Source organism: Methanothermobacter tenebrarum, from assembly GCF_003264935.1.
GTDB lineage: Archaea > Methanobacteriota > Methanobacteria > Methanobacteriales > DSM-23052 > Methanothermobacter_A > Methanothermobacter_A tenebrarum_A.
The window spans coordinates 110,326-135,181 of record NZ_QLOE01000001.1; the positions used below are offsets into that span (position 1 = coordinate 110,326).

31 protein-coding genes, 1 tRNA gene and 1 other RNA gene are annotated in these 24,856 nt (G+C 41.2%); 24 read left to right on the forward strand and 9 right to left on the reverse strand.

The window, feature by feature from the left end; genetic code table 11:
• The first annotated feature begins 1 nt into the window (after position 1).
• From DPC56_RS00600 to mtnA, 5 genes are read left to right on the forward strand one after another with little or no spacing between them, the layout of a single operon-like run.
• Positions 2–448, forward strand: coding sequence for a methanogenesis marker 5 protein (locus DPC56_RS00600; protein WP_112093127.1), 447 nt, complete (start codon positions 2–4; stop codon positions 446–448).
• The gene (locus DPC56_RS00605) at positions 441–1,673 is read left to right on the forward strand and encodes a methanogenesis marker 15 protein (protein WP_112093128.1); all 1,233 of its coding nucleotides are present in this window, start codon (positions 441–443) and stop codon (positions 1,671–1,673) included. The genes DPC56_RS00600 and DPC56_RS00605 overlap by 8 nt, the downstream gene beginning before the upstream one ends.
• A 9-nt stretch (positions 1,674–1,682) precedes the next feature.
• On the forward strand, positions 1,683–2,249 hold the full coding sequence (locus tag DPC56_RS00610) for a methanogenesis marker 17 protein (protein WP_112093129.1): 567 nt from the start codon (positions 1,683–1,685) through the stop codon (positions 2,247–2,249).
• Positions 2,243–3,103, forward strand: a complete 861-nt coding sequence (nifB, locus tag DPC56_RS00615; protein WP_112093130.1) for a FeMo cofactor biosynthesis protein NifB — start codon at positions 2,243–2,245, stop codon at positions 3,101–3,103. The genes DPC56_RS00610 and nifB overlap by 7 nt, the downstream gene beginning before the upstream one ends.
• 15 nt (positions 3,104–3,118) lie before the next feature.
• Positions 3,119–4,048, forward strand: a complete 930-nt coding sequence (gene mtnA, locus DPC56_RS00620; RefSeq protein WP_112093131.1) for an S-methyl-5-thioribose-1-phosphate isomerase — start codon at positions 3,119–3,121, stop codon at positions 4,046–4,048.
• On the opposite strand, the gene DPC56_RS00625 is transcribed toward mtnA, so the two are convergent.
• A complete protein-coding gene (locus DPC56_RS00625; RefSeq protein WP_112093132.1) occupies positions 4,045–5,061 on the reverse strand; it encodes a class I SAM-dependent methyltransferase in 1,017 nt (338 codons plus the stop codon). The genes mtnA and DPC56_RS00625 overlap by 4 nt on opposite strands.
• An 82-nt stretch (positions 5,062–5,143) precedes the next feature.
• Here DPC56_RS00625 and dph5 point away from each other — a divergent pair, with 82 nt between their 5' ends.
• A complete protein-coding gene (gene dph5, locus DPC56_RS00630; RefSeq protein WP_112093133.1) occupies positions 5,144–5,926 on the forward strand; it encodes a diphthine synthase in 783 nt (260 codons plus the stop codon).
• Positions 5,927–5,930: 4 nt separating this feature from the next.
• Complete coding sequence (locus tag DPC56_RS00635) at positions 5,931–6,491, forward strand: class I SAM-dependent methyltransferase (protein WP_112093134.1); 561 nt, start codon at positions 5,931–5,933, stop codon at positions 6,489–6,491.
• Here DPC56_RS00635 and DPC56_RS00640 read toward each other — a convergent pair.
• Positions 6,483–7,223: an archaeosine tRNA-ribosyltransferase gene (locus DPC56_RS00640; RefSeq protein ID WP_245923800.1), complete on the reverse strand. Its 741-nt coding sequence runs from the start codon at positions 7,221–7,223 to the stop codon at positions 6,483–6,485. The two genes, DPC56_RS00635 and DPC56_RS00640, sit on opposite strands and share 9 nt — an antisense overlap.
• Before the next feature lie 175 nt (positions 7,224–7,398).
• On the opposite strand from DPC56_RS00640, the gene hdrC reads away from it, so the two are divergent.
• The 7 genes from hdrC to DPC56_RS00675 all read left to right on the forward strand — a co-directional run bounded on the left by hdrC (position 7,399) and on the right by DPC56_RS00675 (position 12,185).
• The gene (gene hdrC, locus DPC56_RS00645) at positions 7,399–8,235 is read left to right on the forward strand and encodes a CoB--CoM heterodisulfide reductase subunit C (RefSeq protein WP_112093135.1); all 837 of its coding nucleotides are present in this window, start codon (positions 7,399–7,401) and stop codon (positions 8,233–8,235) included.
• 19 nt (positions 8,236–8,254) lie between these two features.
• Positions 8,255–9,172: a CoB--CoM heterodisulfide reductase subunit B gene (gene hdrB, locus DPC56_RS00650; protein WP_112093288.1), complete on the forward strand. Its 918-nt coding sequence runs from the start codon at positions 8,255–8,257 to the stop codon at positions 9,170–9,172.
• 106 nt (positions 9,173–9,278) lie between these two features.
• Positions 9,279–9,545, forward strand: a complete 267-nt coding sequence (locus DPC56_RS00655; protein ID WP_112093136.1) for a DUF749 domain-containing protein — start codon at positions 9,279–9,281, stop codon at positions 9,543–9,545.
• Complete coding sequence (locus tag DPC56_RS00660; protein WP_112093137.1) at positions 9,542–10,066, forward strand: DUF2096 domain-containing protein; 525 nt, start codon at positions 9,542–9,544, stop codon at positions 10,064–10,066. Before DPC56_RS00655 ends, DPC56_RS00660 begins: the two co-directional genes overlap by 4 nt.
• 58 nt (positions 10,067–10,124) lie before the next feature.
• Positions 10,125–10,772, forward strand: coding sequence for a metallophosphoesterase (locus DPC56_RS00665; protein WP_112093138.1), 648 nt, complete (start codon positions 10,125–10,127; stop codon positions 10,770–10,772).
• A 104-nt stretch (positions 10,773–10,876) separates the two neighbouring features.
• Complete coding sequence (locus DPC56_RS00670; RefSeq protein ID WP_112093139.1) at positions 10,877–11,797, forward strand: 2-phosphoglycerate kinase; 921 nt, start codon at positions 10,877–10,879, stop codon at positions 11,795–11,797.
• 19 nt (positions 11,798–11,816) lie between these two features.
• Positions 11,817–12,185, forward strand: coding sequence for a CBS domain-containing protein (locus DPC56_RS00675; protein ID WP_112093289.1), 369 nt, complete (start codon positions 11,817–11,819; stop codon positions 12,183–12,185).
• Here the strand turns inward: DPC56_RS00675 and DPC56_RS08500 are convergent.
• A complete protein-coding gene (locus DPC56_RS08500) occupies positions 12,160–13,146 on the reverse strand; it encodes an inorganic phosphate transporter (RefSeq protein WP_112093140.1) in 987 nt (328 codons plus the stop codon). The genes DPC56_RS00675 and DPC56_RS08500 overlap by 26 nt on opposite strands.
• Positions 13,147–13,214: 68 nt before the next feature.
• Between DPC56_RS08500 and ffs the strand changes: the two genes are divergently transcribed.
• The 3 genes from ffs to DPC56_RS00695 all read left to right on the forward strand — a co-directional run bounded on the left by ffs (position 13,215) and on the right by DPC56_RS00695 (position 14,130).
• Positions 13,215–13,531: signal recognition particle sRNA (ffs, locus tag DPC56_RS00685), an RNA gene on the forward strand.
• 6 nt (positions 13,532–13,537) lie between these two features.
• Positions 13,538–13,622, forward strand: a tRNA-Ser gene (locus DPC56_RS00690).
• A 46-nt stretch (positions 13,623–13,668) separates the two neighbouring features.
• On the forward strand, positions 13,669–14,130 hold the full coding sequence (locus DPC56_RS00695) for a DUF6790 family protein (protein ID WP_245923817.1): 462 nt from the start codon (positions 13,669–13,671) through the stop codon (positions 14,128–14,130).
• Positions 14,131–14,135: 5 nt separating this feature from the next.
• Here DPC56_RS00695 and DPC56_RS00700 read toward each other — a convergent pair whose 3' ends face one another.
• Genes DPC56_RS00700 through DPC56_RS00710 form a run of 3 tightly spaced genes read right to left on the reverse strand, consistent with a single transcriptional unit; the run spans position 14,136 to position 17,678 of the window.
• Positions 14,136–15,014 carry a cation diffusion facilitator family transporter gene (locus DPC56_RS00700; RefSeq protein ID WP_112093142.1) on the reverse strand — a complete coding sequence of 293 codons (879 nt, stop codon included), beginning with the start codon at positions 15,012–15,014 and terminating at the stop codon, positions 14,136–14,138.
• A gap of 7 nt (positions 15,015–15,021) precedes the next feature.
• On the reverse strand, positions 15,022–16,134 hold the full coding sequence (locus DPC56_RS00705; protein WP_112093290.1) for a pyridoxal phosphate-dependent aminotransferase: 1,113 nt from the start codon (positions 16,132–16,134) through the stop codon (positions 15,022–15,024).
• Positions 16,134–17,678 (reverse strand): radical SAM protein, encoded by a 1,545-nt coding sequence (locus DPC56_RS00710; RefSeq protein WP_112093143.1) that lies wholly within the window; start codon positions 17,676–17,678, stop codon positions 16,134–16,136. The genes DPC56_RS00705 and DPC56_RS00710 overlap by 1 nt, the downstream gene beginning before the upstream one ends.
• Positions 17,679–17,730: 52 nt before the next feature.
• On the opposite strand from DPC56_RS00710, the gene DPC56_RS00715 reads away from it, so the two are divergent.
• Genes DPC56_RS00715 through DPC56_RS00725 form a run of 3 tightly spaced genes read left to right on the forward strand, consistent with a single transcriptional unit; the run spans position 17,731 to position 20,840 of the window.
• Positions 17,731–18,192, forward strand: a complete 462-nt coding sequence (locus DPC56_RS00715; RefSeq protein WP_112093144.1) for a phosphopantetheine adenylyltransferase — start codon at positions 17,731–17,733, stop codon at positions 18,190–18,192.
• A 4-nt stretch (positions 18,193–18,196) separates the two neighbouring features.
• Positions 18,197–18,727 (forward strand): inosine/xanthosine triphosphatase, encoded by a 531-nt coding sequence (gene yjjX, locus DPC56_RS00720; protein ID WP_112093145.1) that lies wholly within the window; start codon positions 18,197–18,199, stop codon positions 18,725–18,727.
• A 4-nt stretch (positions 18,728–18,731) separates the two neighbouring features.
• Positions 18,732–20,840 carry an STT3 domain-containing protein gene (locus tag DPC56_RS00725; RefSeq protein WP_112093146.1) on the forward strand — a complete coding sequence of 703 codons (2,109 nt, stop codon included), beginning with the start codon at positions 18,732–18,734 and terminating at the stop codon, positions 20,838–20,840.
• A gap of 175 nt (positions 20,841–21,015) precedes the next feature.
• Here DPC56_RS00725 and DPC56_RS00730 read toward each other — a convergent pair whose 3' ends face one another.
• Together DPC56_RS00730 and DPC56_RS00735 are read right to left on the reverse strand one after the other, a co-directional pair.
• Entirely contained in the window at positions 21,016–21,186 is a 171-nt protein-coding gene (locus DPC56_RS00730) for a class III signal peptide-containing protein (RefSeq protein WP_112093147.1), read from the reverse strand.
• 19 nt (positions 21,187–21,205) lie between these two features.
• A complete protein-coding gene (locus DPC56_RS00735) occupies positions 21,206–21,388 on the reverse strand; it encodes a Flp family type IVb pilin (protein ID WP_112093148.1) in 183 nt (60 codons plus the stop codon).
• A 134-nt stretch (positions 21,389–21,522) separates the two neighbouring features.
• Between DPC56_RS00735 and DPC56_RS00740 the strand changes: the two genes are divergently transcribed.
• Complete coding sequence (locus DPC56_RS00740) at positions 21,523–22,068, forward strand: hypothetical protein (RefSeq protein WP_112093149.1); 546 nt, start codon at positions 21,523–21,525, stop codon at positions 22,066–22,068.
• Here DPC56_RS00740 and DPC56_RS00745 read toward each other — a convergent pair.
• Positions 22,065–22,241 carry a class III signal peptide-containing protein gene (locus tag DPC56_RS00745; protein ID WP_348638824.1) on the reverse strand — a complete coding sequence of 59 codons (177 nt, stop codon included), beginning with the start codon at positions 22,239–22,241 and terminating at the stop codon, positions 22,065–22,067. The genes DPC56_RS00740 and DPC56_RS00745 overlap by 4 nt on opposite strands.
• Before the next feature lie 147 nt (positions 22,242–22,388).
• On the opposite strand from DPC56_RS00745, the gene DPC56_RS00750 reads away from it, so the two are divergent.
• From DPC56_RS00750 to DPC56_RS00760, 3 genes are read left to right on the forward strand one after another with little or no spacing between them, the layout of a single operon-like run.
• The gene (locus DPC56_RS00750; protein ID WP_394339518.1) at positions 22,389–23,528 is read left to right on the forward strand and encodes a hypothetical protein; all 1,140 of its coding nucleotides are present in this window, start codon (positions 22,389–22,391) and stop codon (positions 23,526–23,528) included.
• Positions 23,518–24,213 carry a metal-dependent hydrolase gene (locus DPC56_RS00755; protein WP_112093152.1) on the forward strand — a complete coding sequence of 232 codons (696 nt, stop codon included), beginning with the start codon at positions 23,518–23,520 and terminating at the stop codon, positions 24,211–24,213. The genes DPC56_RS00750 and DPC56_RS00755 overlap by 11 nt, the downstream gene beginning before the upstream one ends.
• An 11-nt stretch (positions 24,214–24,224) precedes the next feature.
• Positions 24,225–24,845, forward strand: a complete 621-nt coding sequence (locus tag DPC56_RS00760) for an Era-like GTP-binding protein (RefSeq protein WP_181454353.1) — start codon at positions 24,225–24,227, stop codon at positions 24,843–24,845.
• Positions 24,846–24,856: the final 11 nt, after the last annotated feature.

A 24,856-nucleotide genomic window follows, 5' to 3' on the forward strand; every position in this document is an offset into this window, starting at 1 on the left:
GTTGAAAGTGGCTATATTCCCACCAAACTCCCTTATACTAGCAGATCTCGTGGAGAGAAAAGGCCATGAGCCACTAGTATTGCAAAAGGAGATAAGAAAGAAGGTGACAGACCCCGAGATCGACTCACCACCATTCAACATAACACAAGAAGACCCCCTCAAAGGGCTTAAATACGCGGCAATAGAAGTCCCCTCAGGCGTGAGAGGCCGCATGTCAATATTCGGCCCCCTAATCGAAAAAGCTGACGCTGCCATAATCATGGAGGACGCTCCATTCGGTTTCGGTTGCATGGGATGTTCAAGGACGAATGAATTATGCGTATACTACTTAAAACAAAAAAAGATACCCATACTAGAATTAAAATATCCGAGGACTCGAGAAGAGACAATAGAAGTAGTTAATAAGATAAACACGTTTTTAGACGAATTGGAGGCTGAAAATGGTTAAAATAGCCCAAATATCATGTGGTACAGAATACAGTGGCGTTCAAAAGGAGATAGAAAGGGCGGCTGAGACCTTTGGAGCCGAAATAGTCATCCCAGAAACGGATCTAGATTATATAGATGAAGCTTATGAAAAATTCGGCTTTGAATGTGCAAGTTCAGGTATAAAACTCATGATAGCAAGGGCGATGTCAGTCGTGGAAGGAAGAACAGACGCAGACGCCGTATTCATAGCAACCTGTTTCAGATGCGCTGAAGGAGCCCTTGTAAGAAACGAGATAAGAAGATTCATCCAACAAAACACAAGATTACCAGTTGTAACCTACTCATTCACAGAAAGAACCAAAGCAGATGAACTATTCATTAGAATGGAAGCACTTTCAACCATAGTATCTAGAAAAAGCATATTAGCAAGGGAAAAACAGGAAGGCCTCACACTAGGGATAGACTCAGGTTCAACAACAACCAAGGTAGTGCTCATGGAGAACAATGAAATCATAGGAACAGGATGGACACCCACAACAGACGTTATAAGCTCCGCGGAAGAAGGAATGAAAGAAGCCTTCAAGGAAACAGACTACAAACTAGAAGACATAGAAGGGATGGGAGTCACAGGATACGGTAGACTCACCATAGGAAGACACTTCAACGCAGACCTAATACAAGAAGAGTTAAGTGTGAACTCCAAAGGCGCAGTATTCCTAGCAAACCACCAGAAAGGTGAAGCAACAGTCATAGACATAGGAGGAATGGACAATAAGGTTATAACAGTACATGACAGCATACCAGACAACTTCACAATGGGGGGGATCTGCGCAGGAGCCTCAGGAAGATTCCTAGAGATAACAGCACGCAGACTAGGAGTAGAGATAACAGAACTGGGCTCACTCGCCATCCAAGGAGACTACCGTAGAACACCCTTAGACAGTTACTGCATAGTATTCGGAATCCAAGACCTCGTAACAGCACTAGCAGCAGGAAGCACCAGAGAAGACGTGGCAGCGGCAGCATGCTATTCAGTAGCAGAACAAGTCTACGAACAACAACTCCAAGAAATCGACGTGAGAGAACCAGTAATACAAGTAGGTGGGACATCACTCATCGAAGGACTAGTAAAGGCCATGAGCGACATCCTAGGAGGCATAGACATAATAGTACCAGAAAATTCCCAATACATAGGAGCGGTTGGAGCCGCCCTACTTGTATCAGGCATGGCAAAAACAGAATAGGGGAAAAAGATGAAAGTGGAATGCTATGATCGTGAAGGCGCCGAAGCATATGAACTAGTAGTAAAACAGGTACTCCAAGACCTGCAACTCGGAAGAGCAATAGAGGACCTGCAAATATTCGCAGACCCCAGAGAACCAGTATTTATAATAGTGGTCAAATTCGCCAAGGCAGCATCCCCAGTTTACCTAGAGGATATGGCAATACCAGAATATGACAAAGAAGAAAACAAACTCCACCTACGCATAACAGATGAAACATACCTCCCCCAGTTACTTGAAAAGCTCTGGAGACTAGAAGGAAGAGAAAAAATACAACAACCAACAAGATTTGAGATAATAATCGAAAACCCTACTGTCAAACTAGAAGGCCTGATTGTCCACGACCCCCAAGAGACCCTCAGAAAGAAAATATATGATGCAATATTCAGGATAATACCAGAGGGTTTCCGCGTTATAAGGGACATTTCCACTGATAATATAATAGCAATGGTATGCACCGATGAAATACTCCAAGAAGAATGGATAAAAAAAGCAGATAACATGATCAAAAAAGTGGGAGCTGAAAGAAGATGGTAATACCACGCCAGACAAGATTCGCCCACATAACAAAGGCCCACCCATGTTTCAATGAGAAAATCCACGACAAAGTAGGTAGAATACACCTACCCATCGCCCCAAAATGTAACATACATTGCAAATTTTGCACCAGAGAGATAAGCGAGTGTGAAATGCGCCCAGGGGTAACAGCAAGGGTCATGAGCGTGGACGACGCCATAAAACACGTTGAAAAGGTCACGAAGGAGATGCCGATATCTGTAATAGGCGTCGCCGGTCCAGGTGACGCTCTAGCCAATGAAGAAACATTCGAATTCTTCAAACGAGTCAATGAGAAATTCCCAGACCTTATAAAGTGTATGAGCACCAACGGCCTCTTACTCCCAGAAAAGGCGGATGAACTAGCCAAACTCGGCGTAAAAACAATAACAGTCACAGTAAATGCAATAGACCCAGAAATAGGCGAGAAAATATACTCACATGTCATATACAAGGGGAAAGTTTACAAGGGAAGAGAAGCCTTCAAGATACTCTCCAAAAATCAACTCGAGGGCATAGAAAAGGCCGCCAAAAACGGTATCATAGTCAAAGTCAACACAGTACTCATACCAGGATTAAATGACAAACACATCACTGATATAGCCCGAGAAGTTAAAAAGAGGGGAGCATCCCTAATGAACATAATACCACTAATACCCCTAGCTGAGATGAAAGATTATCCCAGGCCAACATGTGCACAGATAGAAAAAGCAAGAGCCGAAGTAGAAAAGATAATACCAGTATTCAGGGCTTGTATGCAATGTCGTGCAGACGCCTATGGTATACCAGGCAAAAAAGACAAACACTTAGACATTACACCAGCAAGCCACTACTAAATATGGTGATCCCCCTTGAAAACCATTAAATGGGAAAAAAACCATCTACTACTAATAGACCAACGCAAACTACCAGACAAACTCGAATATTTCAAATGTGAAAATTACAAGGATGTTATATTCGCCATAAAAAATATGGTGGTGAGGGGAGCACCAGCCATAGGAGTGGCAGCCGCCTTCGCAGTCGCACTAGCAGACCTCGCCAATGAAGACCTTGAAAAGGCCGCCCAGGAGATTAGAAATTCACGGCCAACAGCAATAAACCTCCAATGGGCAGTTAAAAGAACACTATCCTCTGATTCCCCACTAGAAGAAGCCCTCAGAATATACAGGGAGGATATGGAGACTACAAGGGCTATTGGGGAGCACGGGGCTGCTTTAATCGATGATGGAGATACTATTCTCACACATTGTAACGCCGGAGCCCTTGCATGCGTAGATTATGGAACAGCCCTTGGAGTTATAAGGGCAGCCCATAACAAGGGTAAACGCGTGAAAGTATTTTGTAATGAAACAAGGCCATTGGGCCAAGGAGCCCGTTTAAGTGTATGGGAGCTTCAAATGGAGAACATCCCTGTAAAGCTTATAGTGGATAGTGCCTCTGGTTACCTTATGCAACAAGGAGAAATCGATAAGGTGATTATTGGAGCTGATAGGATCGCCAAGGGTGGTGTTGTTAATAAGATAGGCTCATTGATGGTTGCATTAGCTGCTAAAAGGTTTAAGGTGCCATTTTATGTTGCGGCTCCTATGAGTACCTTTGATGAGGAAAATAGTATATATGATACTATCATTGAGGAGAGGGGCTCTGATGAGGTATTATATTATGGTGGTTGTAGGATAGCCCCAAAGGATACTGAGGTTTTTAATCCTGCATTTGATATTGTACCATCTGATCTTATAACTGCTATAATCACAGAGGATGGTATAATAGACCCCCTCTAGGTTTTCTGGATTTTTGCATCGATTGCGATTTGCCAAACCCCAGGACTCTTTGACTTGACCATTCTTTTGTGGAGTATTTTAACCTTAAATGGCTGCGCAGCCTCTAATAGATTTTTTATTGGGGTTTCGAAGTCCCTTGCAAATTCATAGTAATGTATTATTCCACCATCTTTTACCAGTTTTAATGCTAGGTCTAGGAATTCCTTTGCACTTGCTGGGAGATTCATTATGATTCTATCAACTTTCTCGGGGATTTTCTCTGCAACCTCTCTTATGTCACCATGGCATGGTATGATTTCATGGGCCTTGTTTAATCTGATATTCTCTTTTAGGTATTCTATTGCTGTGGGATTGATATCAACAGCATAGATCTTGGAGGCTTTTTTGTATCTTGCGATGGCGAGGGAAAATGGTCCGACACCTGCAAACATGTCAAGTACTATTTCTCCTTCTTTTACTTGCCTTGCGATTCTTTCTCTTTCATTGGCGAGCCTAGGGTTGAAATAGACTTTCTTTATGTCTAGTTTTATCCTTGTGGAGTATTCCACATGGATTGTTTCAGTTGAATGTTCACCTGCAAGATGTTCGAACTCCCTTATACGTTTAATGCCTTTAACTTTGCTTTTTTTCCTGAATACTCCTCGCTTTTTCGTGAATTTTAAAGCGGCCTCTCCTATCAAGTGTTTGTATTCTTCCAATTCTTCTGGGATTTCCAAAATTACAATGTCACCTATAATATCGAATGATCTTCTTATATCCGCAAGGAGTTCATCCTCTATTTTATCCTTTAAGATTTCCTTAAAGTCTCGTGGGCGCTTTTCCTTCTCTTTGAATTCCGTTTCAATGATTGAAGCGCTATCATGTATCATTTTAGGATCTACGGGTCCCTTTAGTGGTATGAAAACGAACTTTTCATCCCTTTTAATCTTAAAATTAGTATTTATAAGAGAATCCTTGACAAGTCTTTTTATTATGGTATTTGCGTGCCTTTTAGGAACCCTAAGAGCCTTCAAAATAATTAACCTCCCCAAACTTAAATCTTACAAATAATATATAATATAGGATTTAAACTTGTACCAGGAGGGCGGGTCCCATATGCTCTATATTATAGGCCTAGGACTCTATGATGAAGATGACATTTCAATCAAGGGCATGAAAACACTAAAAAGATGCGATAGGATATTCGCAGAATTCTACACTGCAAAATTAAAAGATCAGAAACTATCAACAATAAGAGAGAAAACCGGGAAGGATGTTAAGATACTTGCAAGGGAAGAGATAGAGGAGGATATGACACCACTAAAATACGCCCAAGGAGAAGACGTGGCATTATTAGTGCCAGGGGATCCGCTAGTCGCCACAACACATTCCAACCTCATATTAGAGGCGCGTAAAAAGAACATTAAAACAAGGATCATACACTCATCATCCATTTTCTCAGCAGCCCCGGGTCTAGCAGGCCTACAAATATACAAATTCGGTAAAACAACAACAATACCATTCCCAGAAAAAAACTATTTTCCACACTCACCATACCTCACAATCAAAGATAATCTGGAATATAACGCTCACACCCTCATACTCTTAGATATAAAAGCTGAGGAAAACAGGTATATGAGTGCAAACGAGGGCCTAGAATATCTTCTAAGAGTTGAAAAAGAGAGAAAAGAGAACATAATCGACTTGAACACCCTTGCTGTTGTATTAGCCAGGGTAGGATCATCTGATCCGTTGATAAGAGCCGACTTGATAAAAAGGTTAATAGTGGAGGATTTTGGAAGACCATTGCATTGTCTGATCATCCCATCAACTTTACACTTCCTTGAAGCAGAATATCTTATAGAAATAGGGGGAGCACCACCAGACATACTGAAGTGATAAAATGAAACACCAAGACGCTGGTAAAACAACAAGGGACATACTAAACGCAAAGAATGTCATAGAAGCCTTGAAAATAAAAGATGGGATGATATTAGTTGACGCAGGTTGTGGTGACGGTTTCATATCAATTGAAGCTTCAAAGGCCATTGGCACCGGTAAAATCTATGCCATTGACATCTATGAAAAATCCATTAACATCCTAAAAAAGACAATAAAAGATAAAAACATAGAAAACATAGAGGCGATAGTCGGGGATATAACAGGTAAACTACCAATCCCAGAGGCTACTGTAGACATATATCTCATGGCTAACGTACTACACGGTTTAGTAGCTAATAAGAGAATTAGACCAGCTATGATGGAGATAAGGAGGGTGCTGAAACCTGATGGTGCACTAGCCATTGTGGAATTCAAAAAAAGAAGCAGAGTTGGACCCCATCCCTCTTTAAGACTAGATCCTGATGAAACCTCTGATATTATAAAAGTTTATGGTTTTTACACGTTAAAATTAGAGGATGTTGGACCATACCATTATCTTCTATTGGCAAGGAGATCAGTATAATCGTGTATACTTTTGAAGATATTCTTGGAATTCATCATCTAGTATGCGCAGGGCCGTCATGTTAGCTGGTGAAGTTGCTGCTTTTTCCTCTACAAGGTTCCTGAGGGTTCCCATTTTTATGTGCTCTCTTACTTCCCTTATAACAAAATCTAGGGTTTCCTTATTGTAGTTGTAGAGTTCACTCTCATCTAATTCATATATTTTATATTTGTCTAATTGGTAAGAGTGGTTAGGTGTCATTAGAATGTTAAGGTAACTGTAGAATCTGCATATTGCATCTGTAAAAAGATCAACACCCATATAGACTAATATTGGTATGAATGGGGGTTCTGCATAGGGAAAACATAATATGGTGTCTGGTTTTATGCTTTCACGGATTTTAACCACTAATCTTACAAGGTCCATTGGTTTTGTGAGTAATTCGTCCCCATTTGCTATTATCAGCTTTTTAAAGCCTATGTTTTCAAGTTCCATCGCACATTTAACCCTCAAATCTAAGTATTTCGCACCATGGATTACAGCATATTCGTTCCTTGAAGGCTGGGCATTTTTTATTGTTTCCTTCACACTCCACTTGGCTATTTCAATGGGCACATTATAGGGGGTGGGCTGATCCCTTGCAAAGTCTATTTTTCTATAGTCTATGATTGTTGGGGTCTCTATTCCATCTATTATACCTAGACGGGCAGGTCCATCATGGATTTTTATCTCAAACTTTTTCATTTTTCTCATCCTCTATAAACCCCCCATAATTTTTTTTATCTTTTTTAGTGGCATATAACCTCAAAGGGTGTAACCTAAAAGGTTACACTTTTGTGATTTTTAGTAACCTATATATACTGATCACTTCCAGACCCGAAATACGGGAACCAGTGACAACCCCCCCTAATGGTAGGGCGTGAAAACAATGTCCATACTAGAACGCCTAAAAAGATTATTAATAGGTGAAGAAAAACCCGAAGAAAAAGAAACAGAGAAACCAGCGAAAGAAGAGGTTAAAGCCAAAGAGGAAAAGGAAACCAAAGAAGAGGTTGCTAAGGAAGAACCAGAAAAACCTGAAGAGGTTAAAGAAGAGGTTGCTAAGGAAGAACCAGAAAAACCTGAAGAGGTTAAAGAAGAGGAAGTCAGTGAAGAAACCGAGGAAGAGAAAGTTGAAAAAGAAGAAAAACCTGAAAGGAGTGATATAATGACTCTGTTAAAAGGAGAAGAAGAACTTATAAGAAGAAGTGATGTAGACATGGAATTCTCCGAAAAAGTTAAAGCAGCTGGCGGAGAAAGCCTTGAATACTGCTTCCAATGCGGAACATGCACAGGATCCTGCCCATCAGGTAGGAGAACACCCTACAAAGTACGGCAGATAATCAGAAAAGCAAACATGGGACTGAAAGACCAGCTCTTATCAGACCCAGCACTATGGATGTGCACAACCTGCTATTCCTGCCAGGAAAGATGCCCAAGGAAAGTCAAAATAGTTGACGTTGTAAAACTAATAAGAAACGAAGCAGCCAAAGCAGGATACATGTCCCCAGTACACAAGGCCGTCGGCTCATTCGTTATAAAAACAGGCCACGGAGTGCCAATAGATGACACCACAAAACAATTAAGGGACGCTGTAGGCTTGGGAGAACTGCCACCAACAACACATTCATTCCCAGAAGCCCTCGAAGAAGTTCAGAAAATCATAAAAACGACAGGATTCGATTCACTTATAGGATACAATTGGGAAACAGGTGAAATAGAATAAAATGGGGGAGGCTAGAAAGATGGCATTCGCATACTTTTTAGGTTGCATAATGAACAACAGGTACCCTGGGATAGAAAAAGCAACACGCGTATTATTCGACAAACTAGGAATAGAATTAAAGGACATGGAAGGAGCATCCTGCTGCCCAGCCCCTGGAGTCTTCGGATCATTCGACAGGACAACATGGGCATCCATCGCAGCAAGGAACATAACAATCGCAGAGGGAATGGACGCAGACCTCATGACAGAATGTAACGGGTGCTTCGGTTCACTATTTGAGGCGAACCACTTACTCAAAGAAAACGAGGAAATGAGAAACAAGGTCAATGAAGTACTCAAAGAAGTTGGCAGAGAATACAAGGGAACTGTCAACGTAAGACACTTCGCTGAAGTATTATATAATGACGTTGGACTCGACAAATTATCAGAACTCATCAAAAAACCTCTTAATTTAAACGTGGCAGTACACTATGGTTGCCACTTCCTAAAACCAAGTGAAGAGATCGGTATTGACAACCCAGAAAATCCAACCATCTTAGACGAGCTAGTGGAGGTTACAGGCGCGAAATCAATACCATACAAGGATAAGATGATGTGCTGCGGCGCAGGTGGAGGTGTAAGATCACGAGACCTAGAAGTGGCATTAGACTTCACAAGAGAAAAGATAATAAACATGCAAGAAGCAGGAGCCGATGTAATAGTTAATGTGTGCCCATTCTGCCACCTACAATTCGACAGGGGCCAGATAGAGATTAAGGAGAAATTCGGAGAAGAATATAACATGCCAGTACTTCACCTTGCGCAACTGCTAGGACTTGCAATGGATCTTGACATAAGAGACATAGTCATAGACGCTCACAACGTTGAAGTGGATCCAGTGATAAGGAAGATAGAGGAATCTTTAGCCGAGAAAGATATCACAATAGGGGGAGAATAGAAAATCCCCCATCTTATCTTTTTCTCCCATTTTTTTCTTAGAAAATTACTTATATAACAAACACTCCTAGTTTTTATATAAACTTTAAATTTGAGGTGTATCCATATTGTTCATAGCAACATTGCGCGGAATCTATAAATACTCAGAATTGCCCGAAGAATACGTTAAATTTGCAGACTTCCACGCAGCACTAAAAAAGAAGAAGATTAAAGAAGATGATGAAATAGCGGTACTCAACATAGTAGGCACCAACAGCTACCACGTACTATTCCTAGAATCTTATAATAGCCTAGATGAGATCAAAGAAGAACTTAAAGAGGCAGGTGCCAAGATAAACTACACCACATTAAAGATACTGGAAGGACACATATGACCCTACCAGTAGAACAAACCTGGATGGTACTCCTAGGATTATTAACAGATTTGAAAAAGAGGGGATTGGAGGTACCTAAGAGTATAAACGAGGAAATGCGACTAGTAAAAGCATCAATAAACTTTTATAAGACAGACACGACCAATCCCAAGATGATAAAAGAATTAAAAAGAATAAACGAGATGCTAAACGAGATCCAGGAGACCCTACTAGAGATCGCAGAATCTGTCGACAAAGACTACCAAGGACAATGGATCGAAAAACTTAAAAGGGCCTCACTAGGGGAAGAAATATATAAGGTGCCAGAGCCGAGAGCACGCTTCATAATCGGGGCGCCACCAGGATTCTCACTTGCAAGGGTCCACCTCCAAGAGCCACTAGCAGAGGACAGAATCCAAGAAATAGCAGAAGAATACAAACTCATAATAGAATTCGAAGAAGACGACCTAATAGCAGTCTACGGAGAAAAAGAGAATATAAAGAAGGCTCTCAAGGAGATAGGCTCCTTCTTCCACAAGTGAACACCTCCTAGGGGGCTTCAATTTTACCTTTATAAAAATTCTATGGGGTGATAACGAGATGAATATACTTGCACTTAGCGACCTCCATGGAATAAACCCAGAGACGCTCCACCAATACCTCCAAGAAAACAGAGTAGACCTGATAATAATAGCAGGGGACATAACACACTTCGGACCACCAGAACTTGCAAGAGACATCCTAGATGACATAGCAGCCCATAAGATACCAGTACTAGCAGTACCAGGAAACTGCGACCCCCATGGTATACACTCCCATATAGAAAATTCCAAGGCACTGAACATCCACGCCAAAACCACCAATATAAAAGGACTCTCATTCTGTGGCCTGGGAGGGTCGAATCCAACACCATTCAACACCCCACTAGAATTTGAAGAAGATGAAATATACCAAATCCTCAAAGGCACAATAAAAGATGATATAACAATCCTCATAACACACGCACCCCCATATGGGACACAAGCAGACAAACTACCAAATGGAGAACATGTAGGCAGCAAAAGCATAAGAAGGATAATAGAAGAACACCAACCAAAACTTAACATCTGCGGCCACATCCACGAGGGCAGGGGAGAAGACAGGATAGGGGACACCATCATAATAAACCCTGGAGAAACCTCCAAGGGAGAAGCATGCCTAATAAAAATAGATGATAAAATAGATACAAAATTCATAAAACTAGGATGATCCCACCAGGAAAGAATCTTGTGAGGATAAAGAAGGAGGGGGGATCTCAAATCCCCACACACAGAATATGGGTACCTTTTTCTTATTATTAGGGGTGAAATCATATGATAATGGTCCAAGGAGAAGTGAGTGGTAAAAAATATACAGAACCATTCTCTAAGGGAGTTCTTGCAAGATCATTAACCAGAGCCGAAATGGACCCGAACAAGGCTTATACTTTCGCATCAAAGATAGAAGCTTACCTTAAAAAAAAGAACATAGACCTTATAACAATAGATGAACTAGTAGAGATAGTGTTCAATAAACTTAAAAAAGAAGACAAGGAGATAGCGGAAAAATACATGCTATGGAGGCGTATAAGGGAACATAAAGAACCCCTAATAATACTCATAGGCGGGGCGTCAGGTGTCGGCACATCATCAATAGCATTCGAGGTCGCCAACCGCCTCGGTATAAGGAACATGATAAGCACAGACATGATAAGGGAAGTAATGCGTAAAATAGTATCTAGGGATCTCCTCCCATCACTATATGAGTCAAGTTACACAGCATACCAATCACTTAGAATACCACCCCCACCAGAACTCGACGAGGTTCTAATAGGATTCCGAGACCATGTAGATACAGTTAGCGTTGGCGTGGAAGCCGTAATCGAGAGAGCCCTCAAAGAGGGTATAAGTATCGTGATCGAGGGCGTTCACATCGTACCGGGATTCATACGCGAAGACCTCGTGAACAAAGAAAATGTTGCCATGTTCGTTCTAACAGTACCAGATGAAAACATCCACAAAGGGAGATTCTATTCAAGATGCAGACAAACATGGGCCAGAAGACCCCTAAAAAGGTACATAAGCTACTTCTGGGCTATAAGGAGGATCCACAAGTACTTCGAGGCCCAGGCCAGGAAATATAACGTGCCCGTCATCGAAAACATTGACGTTGTAACCACAATCGATTCAATCATAAAATCCCTTACTAAGACAACAGTCAAAGGAGGCAAAGAAGTTGCCGAAGAAATTGGATAAAATAAAAATCAAAGATGTCATGACACCAGATCCCATAACAGTCAAACCCTCAGAGGACGTGGTTTTCGCATTCGAAAAACTGATGAAACATAAAATAAGCGCACTACCAGTTGAAGACCAAGGAAAACTCCTAGGTATAGTGACAGCAACAGACCTAGGCCACAACCTCATACTAGACAATTACAGGCTAGGCACAAGGGTAGAAGAAGTCATGGTAAAGGATGTTGCCACCATATCCCCCAATGAAACCCTAAAGGATGCTATAGAGAAAATGTCCGAATATGGTGAAGACGAGGGCATCATAAATCAACTGGTAGTATTAGAAGATGATAAAATCGTTGGCATAATCTCTGATGGTGACATCATAAAAGTCCTGAAAGAACTCTAAGGACAGAATAGGTTACCACCCCTAATATTAGACATGCTGGTATCGTTAAAATCCAAGTATACCCTATATCCTTTATAACATCAAATTTTAACGTGGAAGTCCCACGGGCCAAGCCAACCCCTATCACAGAACCGACAAGGGTCTGGGTTGGTGAGATTGGCATCCCATATGATATGAAGACAAAAGAGACAATAGAAGCTGCTACCTGGGCCGAGAAACCCCTGGTGGGTACGAGTTCAGTAATGCGCCTACCTATAGTTTCGGTCACGCGATCGCCAACAAAAATTATACCCATAACAAGTCCCAGAGCCCCAACAATCTTCAGAAAACTTGAACTCCCACCTGATAGGGTGAAAATAACGCCCATAGCCACGCCAAAATCTAGCGCGCCAACATTAAACGCGGAAAAAGACGAACTAAGCATTTGAAGGTATGCGAAAAGCTTTTCCAACCTGTCCCTGACAGAAATTCTCTTCACACGCCTGATAACCCCTACTTTTATAACAGAATATGTTAAAAAGCCCGAGAAAAAGCCTATCATAGGAGAGAGAATCCAGCTTAAAATTATATAAATTACAGTGTTAAAGTTCAATTTGCTCCAACCAACACTCACAAGACCAACACCAATAACAGCACTAACCATAGCATCAGAACCAGAAATGGGTATACCACGCAACAATGTCACAGTTATCCAAAGAGCAGCAGTCAAAATAACAGCAAAACCTGCAATCACACTAAAACTATCAGAGGGTATTATACCCTCACCAATAGTCCTTATAACATTACCACCAAAGAATAGAGCCCCTAGGAAAGCGAAAAAAGCACCTAAAAAAAGAGCCCTCCTCATACTCAAAGCACCGCTACCCACAGCAGTACCGACAGAATTACCAATATCATTAGCCGCTATATTAAAGGCAAAATACAAACCCAAAATGACACTTACCAAGAGGAGAGAATCCATATATAATATTATCCACCATAGTGTTTATAAAATGGTAAGCTTAAAATATCAGATCAAAACAATAATATACATGGGCTAGACCGGAGGGTTAGGGGTCCTCTGTAAGCGCAAATCCCCTATATGGCGCGGTCGAAGTCCAAGAGGCGGCAGACCAACTAGCTACTAGCCCAAGTGTTCAGTGCAGAAGCCTCGTCCCACAGGATCAGCGGTGATAGGGCCCCGGCTGGAGGGCTGGGGTTAACTATCTTAACCACGGGAACCGGGTCAGGCCTGGAAAGGAGCAGCCCTACCGTGGACAGCTGATGCTTGTGGGTCAGCGGGGTGGAGCTGGGCACTTGGATCACTAGTAACTAGGAGGACTGTCCACTCTTGGACAAGCCCACCCCATCTTGCCGGGGTCGCCTAGTCTGGTATGGCGTTGGCCTGCTAAGCCAATGATCCTTGGGATCGCGCGGGTTCAAATCCCGTCCCCGGCGCTCAAAAAAATCTTAAAATTGTCTGGGAGGTCTTATAGTGGACACAATGTATATATGGCCAATTTTAACCCTGATATTGGCTCTGATTTTAATCTATAGGAAACCAAGGACAAAAAATTATATTATAGAATCTCTACTTTTAGCATTACTCATGGTAATGGTTGGATTATCTTCTATCTGGGCTTTCATGGGCCATGCGTTCATGGGGGGTCAGATAGCGGCCTATATAGGTTGGCCGGCTGGTAGTCCATTCCAATTAGAAGTTGCAGTAGCTAACCTGTCTTATGGGATTCTTGGACTTTTATGCTTGAAGTTTAGGGATGATTTTTGGACTGCGACCATAGTAGGCTTTTCAGTCTTTTATCTTGGCGCGGCCTATATACACATCCAGGATATGTTCAGGGGAAATTATGCTCCTGGAAATGTTGGAGCCCCTTTATACTTTGATATAATATTACCCATACTGTTATTAGGGCTTCTGGCAGCTTACAAATTGACAAAGAAATAAGCTTTTTAGTGGTTTTTTTCATTGAATGGGCAGGCATGGACATTCACTATCCTTATGAGGTCTATGTCCTCGATTATCTTTTTTTCGACCTTGTGGGATATGCAGTGGGCTTCTCTGAGGTTCATGTCACCATCAACTTCTATGTGAAGATCTACAGCGGCATAGGGTCCGAAATAGTTTATACGGACGTTGTGTATGCCCATAACACCCTTTATGGACATTGCGGATCGCCTAATTTCCGCCATGATATTCCTTGAGGGGACCTTACCCATGATATTATTTATGTTTTCACGTCCAACATCAAAGGCCGTTTTCAGAACTATGAATGCTATTAGGATGGCTACAAGCGGATCTAGGAATTTTAATCCAAGATTGGATCCTATGACACCTACTAGTATAAGTGTACATGAGAATATATCGATCTTTTGGTGCTGTGCATCGGCTATAATAGCGGGACTGTTAATCTTTTTACCTATACTCATCATATAATGTGTCATGATAGAATTCGCGATTATACCAACCAGTGCCATCACCGCAGCAATATAATCAGGTGGTGTTGATACAATGAACAATTTCTTGTAAGCTTCTGATAGTATCTCATAGGCTACTATCCCTAGGAAGAGTACAACGACTAGGCCTGCTAGTGCTTCTGCTCTCCCATGACCATAAGGGTGCTCGATGTCAGCTGGCTTCAAACCGATTCTGAAACCTATGAATGTTATGATGGATGTTAGTATGTCGGAGAGTGTGTGGGCGGCTTCTGCGATGAGGGCTACACTCCCAGCCATGATTCCAACTATGAAATTTAACACGGTAAGGAGGATGTTACCTATTATACCAGTGTATGCTGCTTTTTTACCGAGTTCGGCTCTTTTATCATCCAATGTGGAGTCACATCCATATTTTTTCGATTCTGTCCATAGCCTCTTTTATCTTCTCATAGGATGTTGCATATGAAAATCTTATATGGTTTTTGCCATTAGGGCCGAATGCGCTCCCTGGGACGACAACAACACCCGCTTTTAGGGCTTTATTTGTAAACTTTATCTCGTCACCTACATGGGGGAACATGTAGAATGCCCCACTTGGCTTGTTACATTCTATGCCCATGCTATTCAATCTCTTGAACATTAAGTCTCTACGTCTCCTGAATTCTGCCACCATACGATCAACAGCCCCCTGTGGGCCTTTTAGGGCTGCTAGGGCTGCTGCTTGGGATATTGATGGAGCGCAGGCGGTGTTATATTGGTGGATTTTTAGGAGTTCTTCTATGATCTCGGTTGGGGCTGTGAGATAGCCTATGCGCAAGCCTGTCATTGCATATGTTTTGGAGAAACCATTCACTATTATGGCATTTTCTGTGAATTGTCCTGGACTGTAATGTTTCTTTTCATAGATTATCTTCTCATAGACTTCATCTGAGATTATTATAATGTTTTTTTCTTCTGCCAATTCTGCTATGGCCTTGGTGTCATCCTTTTCCATGACCGCGCCTGTGGGATTGGATGGTGAATTTAATATTATGGCCTTTGTATTCTCACCTATTAAGGATTCCACTCTTTCAGGGTTCATCCTGAAGTTTTTTCCTTCTAGGGGTACGGGTATGGGTTTGCCTTCTGCAAGTTTCACACAAGCGTCATATGAGAGAAAACCTGGATCTGGTATTAGGACCTCGTCTCCTTTATCTATTAGGGCTTGGGTGCACATGTAGAGTGCTTCACTCGCCCCTACAGTTACTATGATATCCTCAGGATCCCTATTGATATTATTTTCAACCCTTAATTTTTCTGCTATAGCCTCCCTAAGCTCTAATATGCCCTTATTGGGGGTGTAGTGTGTGAATCCTTCTTCCAAAGCGTCCATTATAGCCTTCTTAGAATCTTCTGGGATGTTGAAGTCCGGTTCTCCGATTCCAAGGTTTATCATATCCTCTCCTTTGACTTCGAACATTTTACGGATCCTTGACAAACTTACACCCTTCAATCTCCTAGCATACATTAGTATCAACTCTCACATGGCCTCTTAAGGCACTTATAACATGAGCCCGATTCACAATAGGATGTTAACTTATCTTCCTTCATTTTTAAATATTCTTCCATTATAAGATCATCCCTAAGACCAACATCTATTTTACTCCATGGCAATTCCTCTCCAAGTTCACGACCCCGAGATTTTAACATCCAATCCCTCAATCTTGTTTTACCCTGCCAACCCGCCTCTATCAACTTTGAAACTTCATGTCCGCCAGTAGAGAGCACATGTTGTATAAGGGCCAACCTTGGGCTCCCCATTTTAACAGGTAAACCCCGCAGTTCTGATTTCAAAAAACTCATCCTATTCTTTATATCATCTAGGTTGAAAGCCTCCCACTGGAGTGGCGTGTGAGGTTTAGGTACAAGGGGGTTTATACTAAATTTAACAGGCCCCAACCTAGACAATCCTCTTATAAAATTTGCAAGCTCCTTAAGATCCTCCAAGGTTTCCCCAGGGGTCCCGATCAAAAAATACATTTTAACAGACAAACCCTTCTCAATAGCCATCCTGGTAACCTCAAAAACCTTATCATCCCTGATGGGCTTGTTCAACCTCCTCCTAATCTTCCAGGTAGATTCTGGGGCTAAAGTCACAGTCTTTAAGCCGCTTCTTGCAAGAACTTCCAGGAGATTCTCTGTCACAGACTCTATCCTGAGAGATGGCATACTAACCCTGAAACCCATATCAACTAATCCCTCACACAAATCATCTATCCTAGAATAATCAGATGCAGCAGCACCTATCAATGATACGCTATCAAGGCCGGTGGCCCTCTTGCCACGCTTTGCAACATCAAAAAGTTTACCAAGGGATGTTTCACGCTTCGGACGATAAAGGTACCCTGACATGCAAAACCTGCAACCACGAACACAACCCCTAGAAACCCCCAAGAGGAATGAACGGCCAAGAGCCGGCTCAAAACTAGGATCATCAGATTCGGAGACAATCTGACGAATCGGATGACAAGCATTATCCATATCCTCAACTATGACACGCTCAACAGGATTATCAGGCACGTAAACGCCCTTTATATCCTTGAACTCATCCAATTCTCCGCGAGGATCATCCAAGCCAATGAAAGTATCCACCAGCTCATCCAAAACAGGCTCGGCCTCCCCAATAACAAAAAGATCAACAAAATCCGCCAAAGGAAGAGGATTAGCAGTTACGGTCGGACCCCCAACAACCACCAAAGGCCCCCCACGCCTCCTACTCTTACGAGGTTCTAAACCACCCTGATGCAACATCTCAAGAACCCTAAAATAATCCTCCTCATAATGTATCGAAAAACTTATAATATCAAAATCCCCGAGAAGACTAGAAGATTCAAAACTCCCACGATAAGGGTAAATAAACCTCTCACACCAAACATCCTCCCGAGAATTCAAAAAATCATAGATAATATGATAACCCAACGATGACATAGCCACCCTATAAAAACTAGGATAGACACTAGCCACCCGCACATCCACAAAACGCGGATCCTTCACAACAACATTATACTCACGCAACATATCAAAACCTATTATATCACCACAACCCTAATTAACCTATAGGGTGGAAACCTTGACAAAAAAATATAAACTAGTAGCAGTAGGGGGGACATTCGACAAATTCCACAAAGGCCACCAGACCCTACTAGAAAAAGCATTCAAAGTAGCGGAGACAGTAGCCATAGGAGTAACATCAGACAAATTCGCAGCCCAAAAAGACCCAATAGAACCTTGCCAAACCAGAATAGAAAACCTGAAAAAATACCTTGAAAAGAAAGGATACGAAAACTTCTACATAGAAAAACTAGAAGACCCCTACGGGCCCACCATCAATGACAAAAAATTCGAAGCCATAATAGTAAGTGAAGAAACACAACCACGAGCAGAGAAAATAAACAAAATCCGAGAAGAAAAAAACCTACCCCCAATGGACATAATAACAATAAAAATGGTAAAAGCAGAAGACGGCCAACCAATATCATCCACAAGGATTAGAAGAGGAGAAATAGACAAAAAAGGCAAAATACTCAAGTGATAAGATGAAGGTCAAAGTCGGGTCACAAAACCCAGTTAAAATAAAAGCAACAAAAAATGTCCTAGAAAAAATCTACACAAAAGTCCAAGTCGAAGGAGTGAAAGTAGACCCAGGAGTCCCAAGCCAACCAATAGGATTAGAACAGACAATAAAAGGTGCCATAAACAGGGCCCGGAGAGCATACCAGGACTGTGACTTGAGTATAGGAATAGAATCCGGACTGCTCGAAGCACCTTACACTCTCACCGGTTACATTGACCTACAATGGTGTGCAACCTACAATGGCAAAACAATCACATTAGGAGTAAGCGCAGGATTTGAGTACCCACCAAAGGTCATAAAAGAAGTACTAGAAGGGGGAAAAGAAGTAGGAGATATAATGGACAAAATCACAGGAATACAAAACCTTGGAGAAAAAACAGGCGCAATATACCACCTCACCAAGGGCCTACTAGACCGGACAGAAAACACAGAACAATGTATACTAATGGCCATGATACCCCGCCTAAACCCAAAACTCTACAAGATAGGGTGAAATCGTGGATGAAAGGCTGAAAATCTACACAATAATCCTAATAATATTTTTCACGGGTTTCTTCACGCGTTTGGAAACAGTAGAACTTAAGTGTATGAACAGCACAGAAAAGGCGCACTTCACAGACGAAAAAGGCCTACCATACATGTACGAACCAGACTCCTACTACAACTACCGCCTCGCGGCCAACATATTAAACCACGGACACCCCGGGGACAAGATAATAAACGGCGAACCATGGGACCTCCATTCATGCTACCCTCCAGGAGGGCCAGTCGATTATCCCCCACTAATACTATGGATCTCGATCATATTCTACAAATTACTGAACATATTCACCTCCATTGATTTTATGGAAGCTTGTTTTTGGCTACCCGCGATCATAGGACCCCTAGCTGGAATCCCAACCTTCTTCATAGTTAGAAGATATGTTGGTGACCTTCCAGGTTTGCTGGCGGGAATATTATTGGTTTTGGCGCCATTCTATTTCTCCAGAACATTACCAGGATTTTTTGATACCGACATGTTCAACATCCTATTCCCAGTTCTTATCGTTTTCTTCTTTTGCAAAGCCACCGAAACAAACAAAAACTATATAGGGCCGATTATTTTATCATCTATCTCACTTGCAATATTCTCACTCGCATGGAACGGCTGGCCATACATATTCTGCATCATAATCATATCAAGCATATTCTACATGATATTCCTCAAAATCAAGGGAGAAGAAATAGTAGGTTTCGCCAAAAAAGTAATGGCTTTTATTATAATCTCTACTCTTTTCACGACATTGCTTAGACCACCAGATTATATCCCAATTTTCCAAGGTTTCTTCAACATGGTCTTTAAACCGGAATATGTTGGTAATTGGCCAAACGCTTATAAATCAGTGTCGGAGTTACAAGCTCCAGGCTTTGAGGGGTTATTGAATATTGGCCTTGGATTATTTGGGGCCATAATCCTTGGGAGCATCATGTTAAGAGAAAAGGTCAGAAGGGTTCATCTTCCACATTTTAGCTGGTATTTCTTCATTTTGATCCTAACATGGATTATTTTGGGTAGTATAGCATATTTTTTAAGCGCACGTTTCGCATTACTGGCCATACCACCAGCCATGATACTTGTCGGATTACTCATTGGAATCATGAATTCCTACCTTAAACATTCGCCATTTAGGCGATTAAATCAGTATAGAAAGGTTCTTATATCTTTTGTGGTAATTTTATTATTCACACTTTCCATTTTACAAGTATCTGGGACCTGCTTCAAACCTTGTTTAGATGATGATTTTCTACTTGCATGTGCTTGGATAAAAAATGAGACATCTCCATCCACTGTTGTAATTACAGAATGGAGTTATGGAAGCCCACTTGCGGCGCTTTCCCAAAGACCAGTACTTATCGATAACACGAGGCAAGGCAATCCTAGAAGTTATTGGGTTGATCATGCATTTGCAGTAGACAATGAAAGTTTATCCATCGGCATCTTCAGCATGCTATCTACAAGTGGAAACAAAGCCATAGAATTACTCGACAAGAAAACCAAGAACACAAGCTTAACAGTAACTATCCTAGATGATATACTTGGTGTTGACAAAAAAGAAGCAGAAAAAATACTCCAAGAAAAATATAAAATGGATCCAAACTTCACCAAGGAACTTCTCTCATATACCCACCCCACCAATAAACCATTCATCATACTAACATGTGATGATATGATATTAGCCGGAAAGTGGTGCGTCTATTATGGCTTCTGGGACTTTAACAAATCCCAAGGTTACAACTATACCTATTCTGTAGGTTTATCAAATGATACTGGCCAAATAAGACACTACACCAATAATGTTACACTAAACCTAGAGGATGGTGGGTTATGGCAAAACAAGAAACCATACAATACCATAATAAAAAATGGAGACTCCAAGAGGATAATAGCCGGTGATGATAAAAGTAATTTTTCCATAATAGTACTCTTAGATAAGAATTGGGCTATAATATTAGATAGAAGTTTTCAAGATTCACTCTTTGTAAAACTTGTAATACTCAAAGAAGAGACAAAACACATCAAACCGATCTACAAAAACAACTCCACCACAATCTGGGCCGTGAAATAAAATGAAACCTGGGAAAATCCTATCAGTATAGGGGGGACACTATTCAGTTACAGATACTGCAAGAGCAACCGACAAAAAGTAAAGAAACTAAGCTGAACATCCCAACAACATATACTACCACATAAAACCCATTATCACTCAGATAAAGTCAAAAAAAAGAAAGAAAAAATGTTAATTATAGTTTTTGGATGGTGGAATCACGGGCCCCGTTAATTACATCAGTGATGTTACCGGCGATAGAACCAGCAATACCTCTGACGTACACACCTACAACTATTACTATGATCAGTAGTGCACCGATGATCAATATCATCTCAGCGCTGACCTGGGCCTCTTCCTCTAACATTTCCCTATGCTCTTAATAATTATACTGTACCGCCGCTGAGGTTGGTTCTTACCTTTTGTATGTCTTCTTTACTACTGAGGTTTTGACCTTGGAAGTAGCTTCTGTATAATATTAGTGCTACTATTGCTATGACGATTACGCCACCGAATAGTAGTATGTATTCTGCTGCTCCTTGTCCTTTCTCATCCTTTAAGAATCTCATCAAATTACACCTCCCATATTACTAACTATTAATACAGTTTGTTTCATTATAAAAACTTTTCTAACATGAAAGTTTTTTCACAATATATTTATAGTGTATTGTGTATATTTTCACATAACGATAGGGGGTCTAGGGTGCCGAGGAAATACAATATCGACCAGATCATACTCAGATTACTCGCTGATCATGATCTTTCAAGGCAGGATATAGCTGAGAAGATCAGGGAAACCTTGAATAGGCCGGTATCTGATAAGAGCATTAATGAGGCGTTGATGAAACTCCTAGAAGATAGGAGGATACAAGTCGTAGATTATGATCTTAGTGTTTATAATGATGTTAAAAGGATACAATCCATAAAATCTGATGGTATAGTTTTTAGTCTCGTGAAAAAGGATCCGTTTGAGATATTTATGTTGTTTAAGAGGATAGACTCTGAGGATGTTGTGGGAGCTGAGAGGGCGTATAAGAAGCTTAAAGCGCTCTTCAAGGCGAAGATGGTGGTCGCAGGCATAAAAGATTATACCCTTTTTGACAGGATGATACATGAAATATTCCTCTTAGATCCTAAGAATAAAGAGAAAATAATTAGGAGATTGTCCTGGGCACTAAGCAATGAAAAAGGTTCACTAGATGAATTCAAGGATCTTGTAAATTATTTCAAGGTGAGAGATCATTACTAGTTTTCGGCTGAGAGATTCTCTCTTACACTGTTTAAGTCCTCAGAAGTTGAAAAAATATTCTGATCTTGGAAATATGAATAATAGATCCATAATGCTAAGATTGCGAAGACTATAACGGCCGCAAATAATAAAACATATTCCGCTGCACCCTGACCCTTCTCATCAAATATCATAATCAAAAACCTCCAGATATATTAGAGTTTAATTACTAGATAGAGTATAAATTTATTATCAAGGATAATTATAGGGTAGAATAAAATGTTATGGGGAGGTTATTCGAATTGATTTATTTCTTAATTACCCTTGGAGGAATGGGCCTGTTGATTATTGGAGTTTATCTTATGACCTTTGGCTTTGGCATACCTCCTAGTTTTGGTTTGTTCTTTTTGGGATTATGCTTATTCGTCACTGGAATGCTTATGATAGTGCTATTCGCAGGGAGCATAGACCTACAATCACTAAAAGTCGAAACAGCCCCAATCCCTAAAAGAAAAACATCCAAAAAGACGAAAGCAATTCCAAAGTCCGTGAGGAGGCCTCGAAAGGGCATCATGGAAAAACTAAAAACTGAAATAGAACCCGAAAAAGTGGTTGAAGAACCTCCCACCAAACCAAAACTTAAAAAAGTAGAGACCCCCACCCAAGAACTGCCCAAAGAACCAAAAAAAGACAAAACACAAAAAACTGCTAGAAAGCCGCGTCCAAGCATGGGAGAAAAGCTAAAAACCGAAAAAGAGAAGGAAACCCCAAGCAAGCCCACTAAAGCACCAACTCCAATCAAACCCATAAAGAAGCCCCAGCCCACAGAAAAACCGAAAACCGAAATAAAACCAAAAAAGGAGCCATCCAGCGAAAAAACCGATGAAAAACCCCCTAAAAAGCCAAAAGGTAAGGATTCTGATTTTGTTATAAAACGCCTACAATCCCTTAAAAGAAAGTATGTAGGAGATATTGAGGGCATTGATGAAGTTATAGAAGAGCGTCTAACCCCAATTAAAGGAGTTCTTGGCAAAATGAGAAGTACCATAATATGGTCATTCGATGCCCTTGACGTCCAAAACACCATGCAGGATATACTAACAGGAGCCAAAGAAAGCATAATCCTAATGTACCCTTGGATCCGCAACCTAGACGTCTCAATATTAAAGAAATGTATGGACACAAAAAGCAAACTGATAATCCAAGAGGCCAGCCTAGACGATGAAGCCTCAGTAGAACTCATAAAACTCCTAATGGACAATAACGTGGATGTGAGGACAATGCCACACGTCCATACCGTCGCAGCTGTCGTAGATGATAAAAAAGGTCTTATAATCTCCACAGACCCCATATATGACAGCTTTGAAGTGGGTGTAATATACAATGATAAAAGATCAATCAAAGAAATAGAAAAGTTATTCGAAAAGGCTTGGAGCCTCTCCAAACAAATACCAATAAGGGGGGTAACCAATGAAACTTAGATGGTTTGGCCATTCAGCATTTGAGATAGTATCGGAAGAAGGAACCAAAATACTCATAGACCCATTCATAAGCAACAACCCAAACTGCGACATACCAGTAGAGGATTTAGAAGCTGACCTAATCTTTGTAACACATGGACACTTAGACCACCTAGGCGATGCCATGGAGATAGCCAACCGAAGTAAGGCGCTGCTCGTAGGCACGCACGAAATCTCAGTCTTCTTCTCGAAACAGGGACTCGAAAGTGAAGGCATGAACATTGGAGGATCCCTAAAATTCGATAACATTAAAGTAACCATGGTAGATGCCAAACACACCTCTGACATAGACTTCACGGATGAAATAATCCCAGGGGGCAGCGCTTGCGGGTTCATATTCCAATTAGAAGACGGTCAAAAAATATACCATGCAGGGGACACGGGCCTATTCACCGACATGAAAACAGTTATCGGAGAAATCTACAAGCCAGATATTGCACTCCTACCAATAGGCGACCGCTATACCATGGGACCAGAGGATGCTATAATAGCAGCCAAATGGATATCCCCCAAGGAGGTCATCCCAATGCACTATAATACCTTCCCAGTCATAGAACAGGACCCTAGCATATTCAAGGAAATTCTAGAAGAGGAAACACCCATAAAAGTTATAATATTAAAGCCTGGTGAAACATACAAAAAATAGAGTTGAGTATGATGAATACTTTTTTCAGAAGATTATTAGACAAGCTGCTTCGAAGGAAGAGGAAAGTTAAAATAGGCTTATACGGGCATCCCAACTCAGGCAAAACTACACTAGCAAATACAATCTGTGAAGATTGGATTGGAAGACCCCTAGGGGTGATATCGGACATACCACATGAGACAAGGTCTGTCTATAAACAGGAGGAAGTCGTAATCGAAAAAGACGGGGCCAAATTATACTTTGACATTATAGACACTCCAGGAGTGGCTACAAAAGTCGACTACAAGAATTTCCTAAAATATGGACTGTCAGAGAGAGAAGCCAAAGAAAGGGCTAAAGAGGCCACGAAGGGTATAATAGAGGCCATAAAATGGTTGGACGACGTTACAGGGGTTCTTCTAGTTATGGACTCCACAGAGGATCCGCTAACACAAGCGAACATAACAATAATAGGGAACTTGGAGGCGAGGAAGATACCATTCCTTATAATAGCAAATAAGATAGACTTGCCAGAATCATCAGCAGATAGAATATCAGCAGTTTTCCCACAACATACCGTCGTGCCAATATCAGCATTACACAAGGAAAACATAGAGGAATTATACATGGAAATGGTGAAAAAATTTAGGTAGAGGTTAAAAAA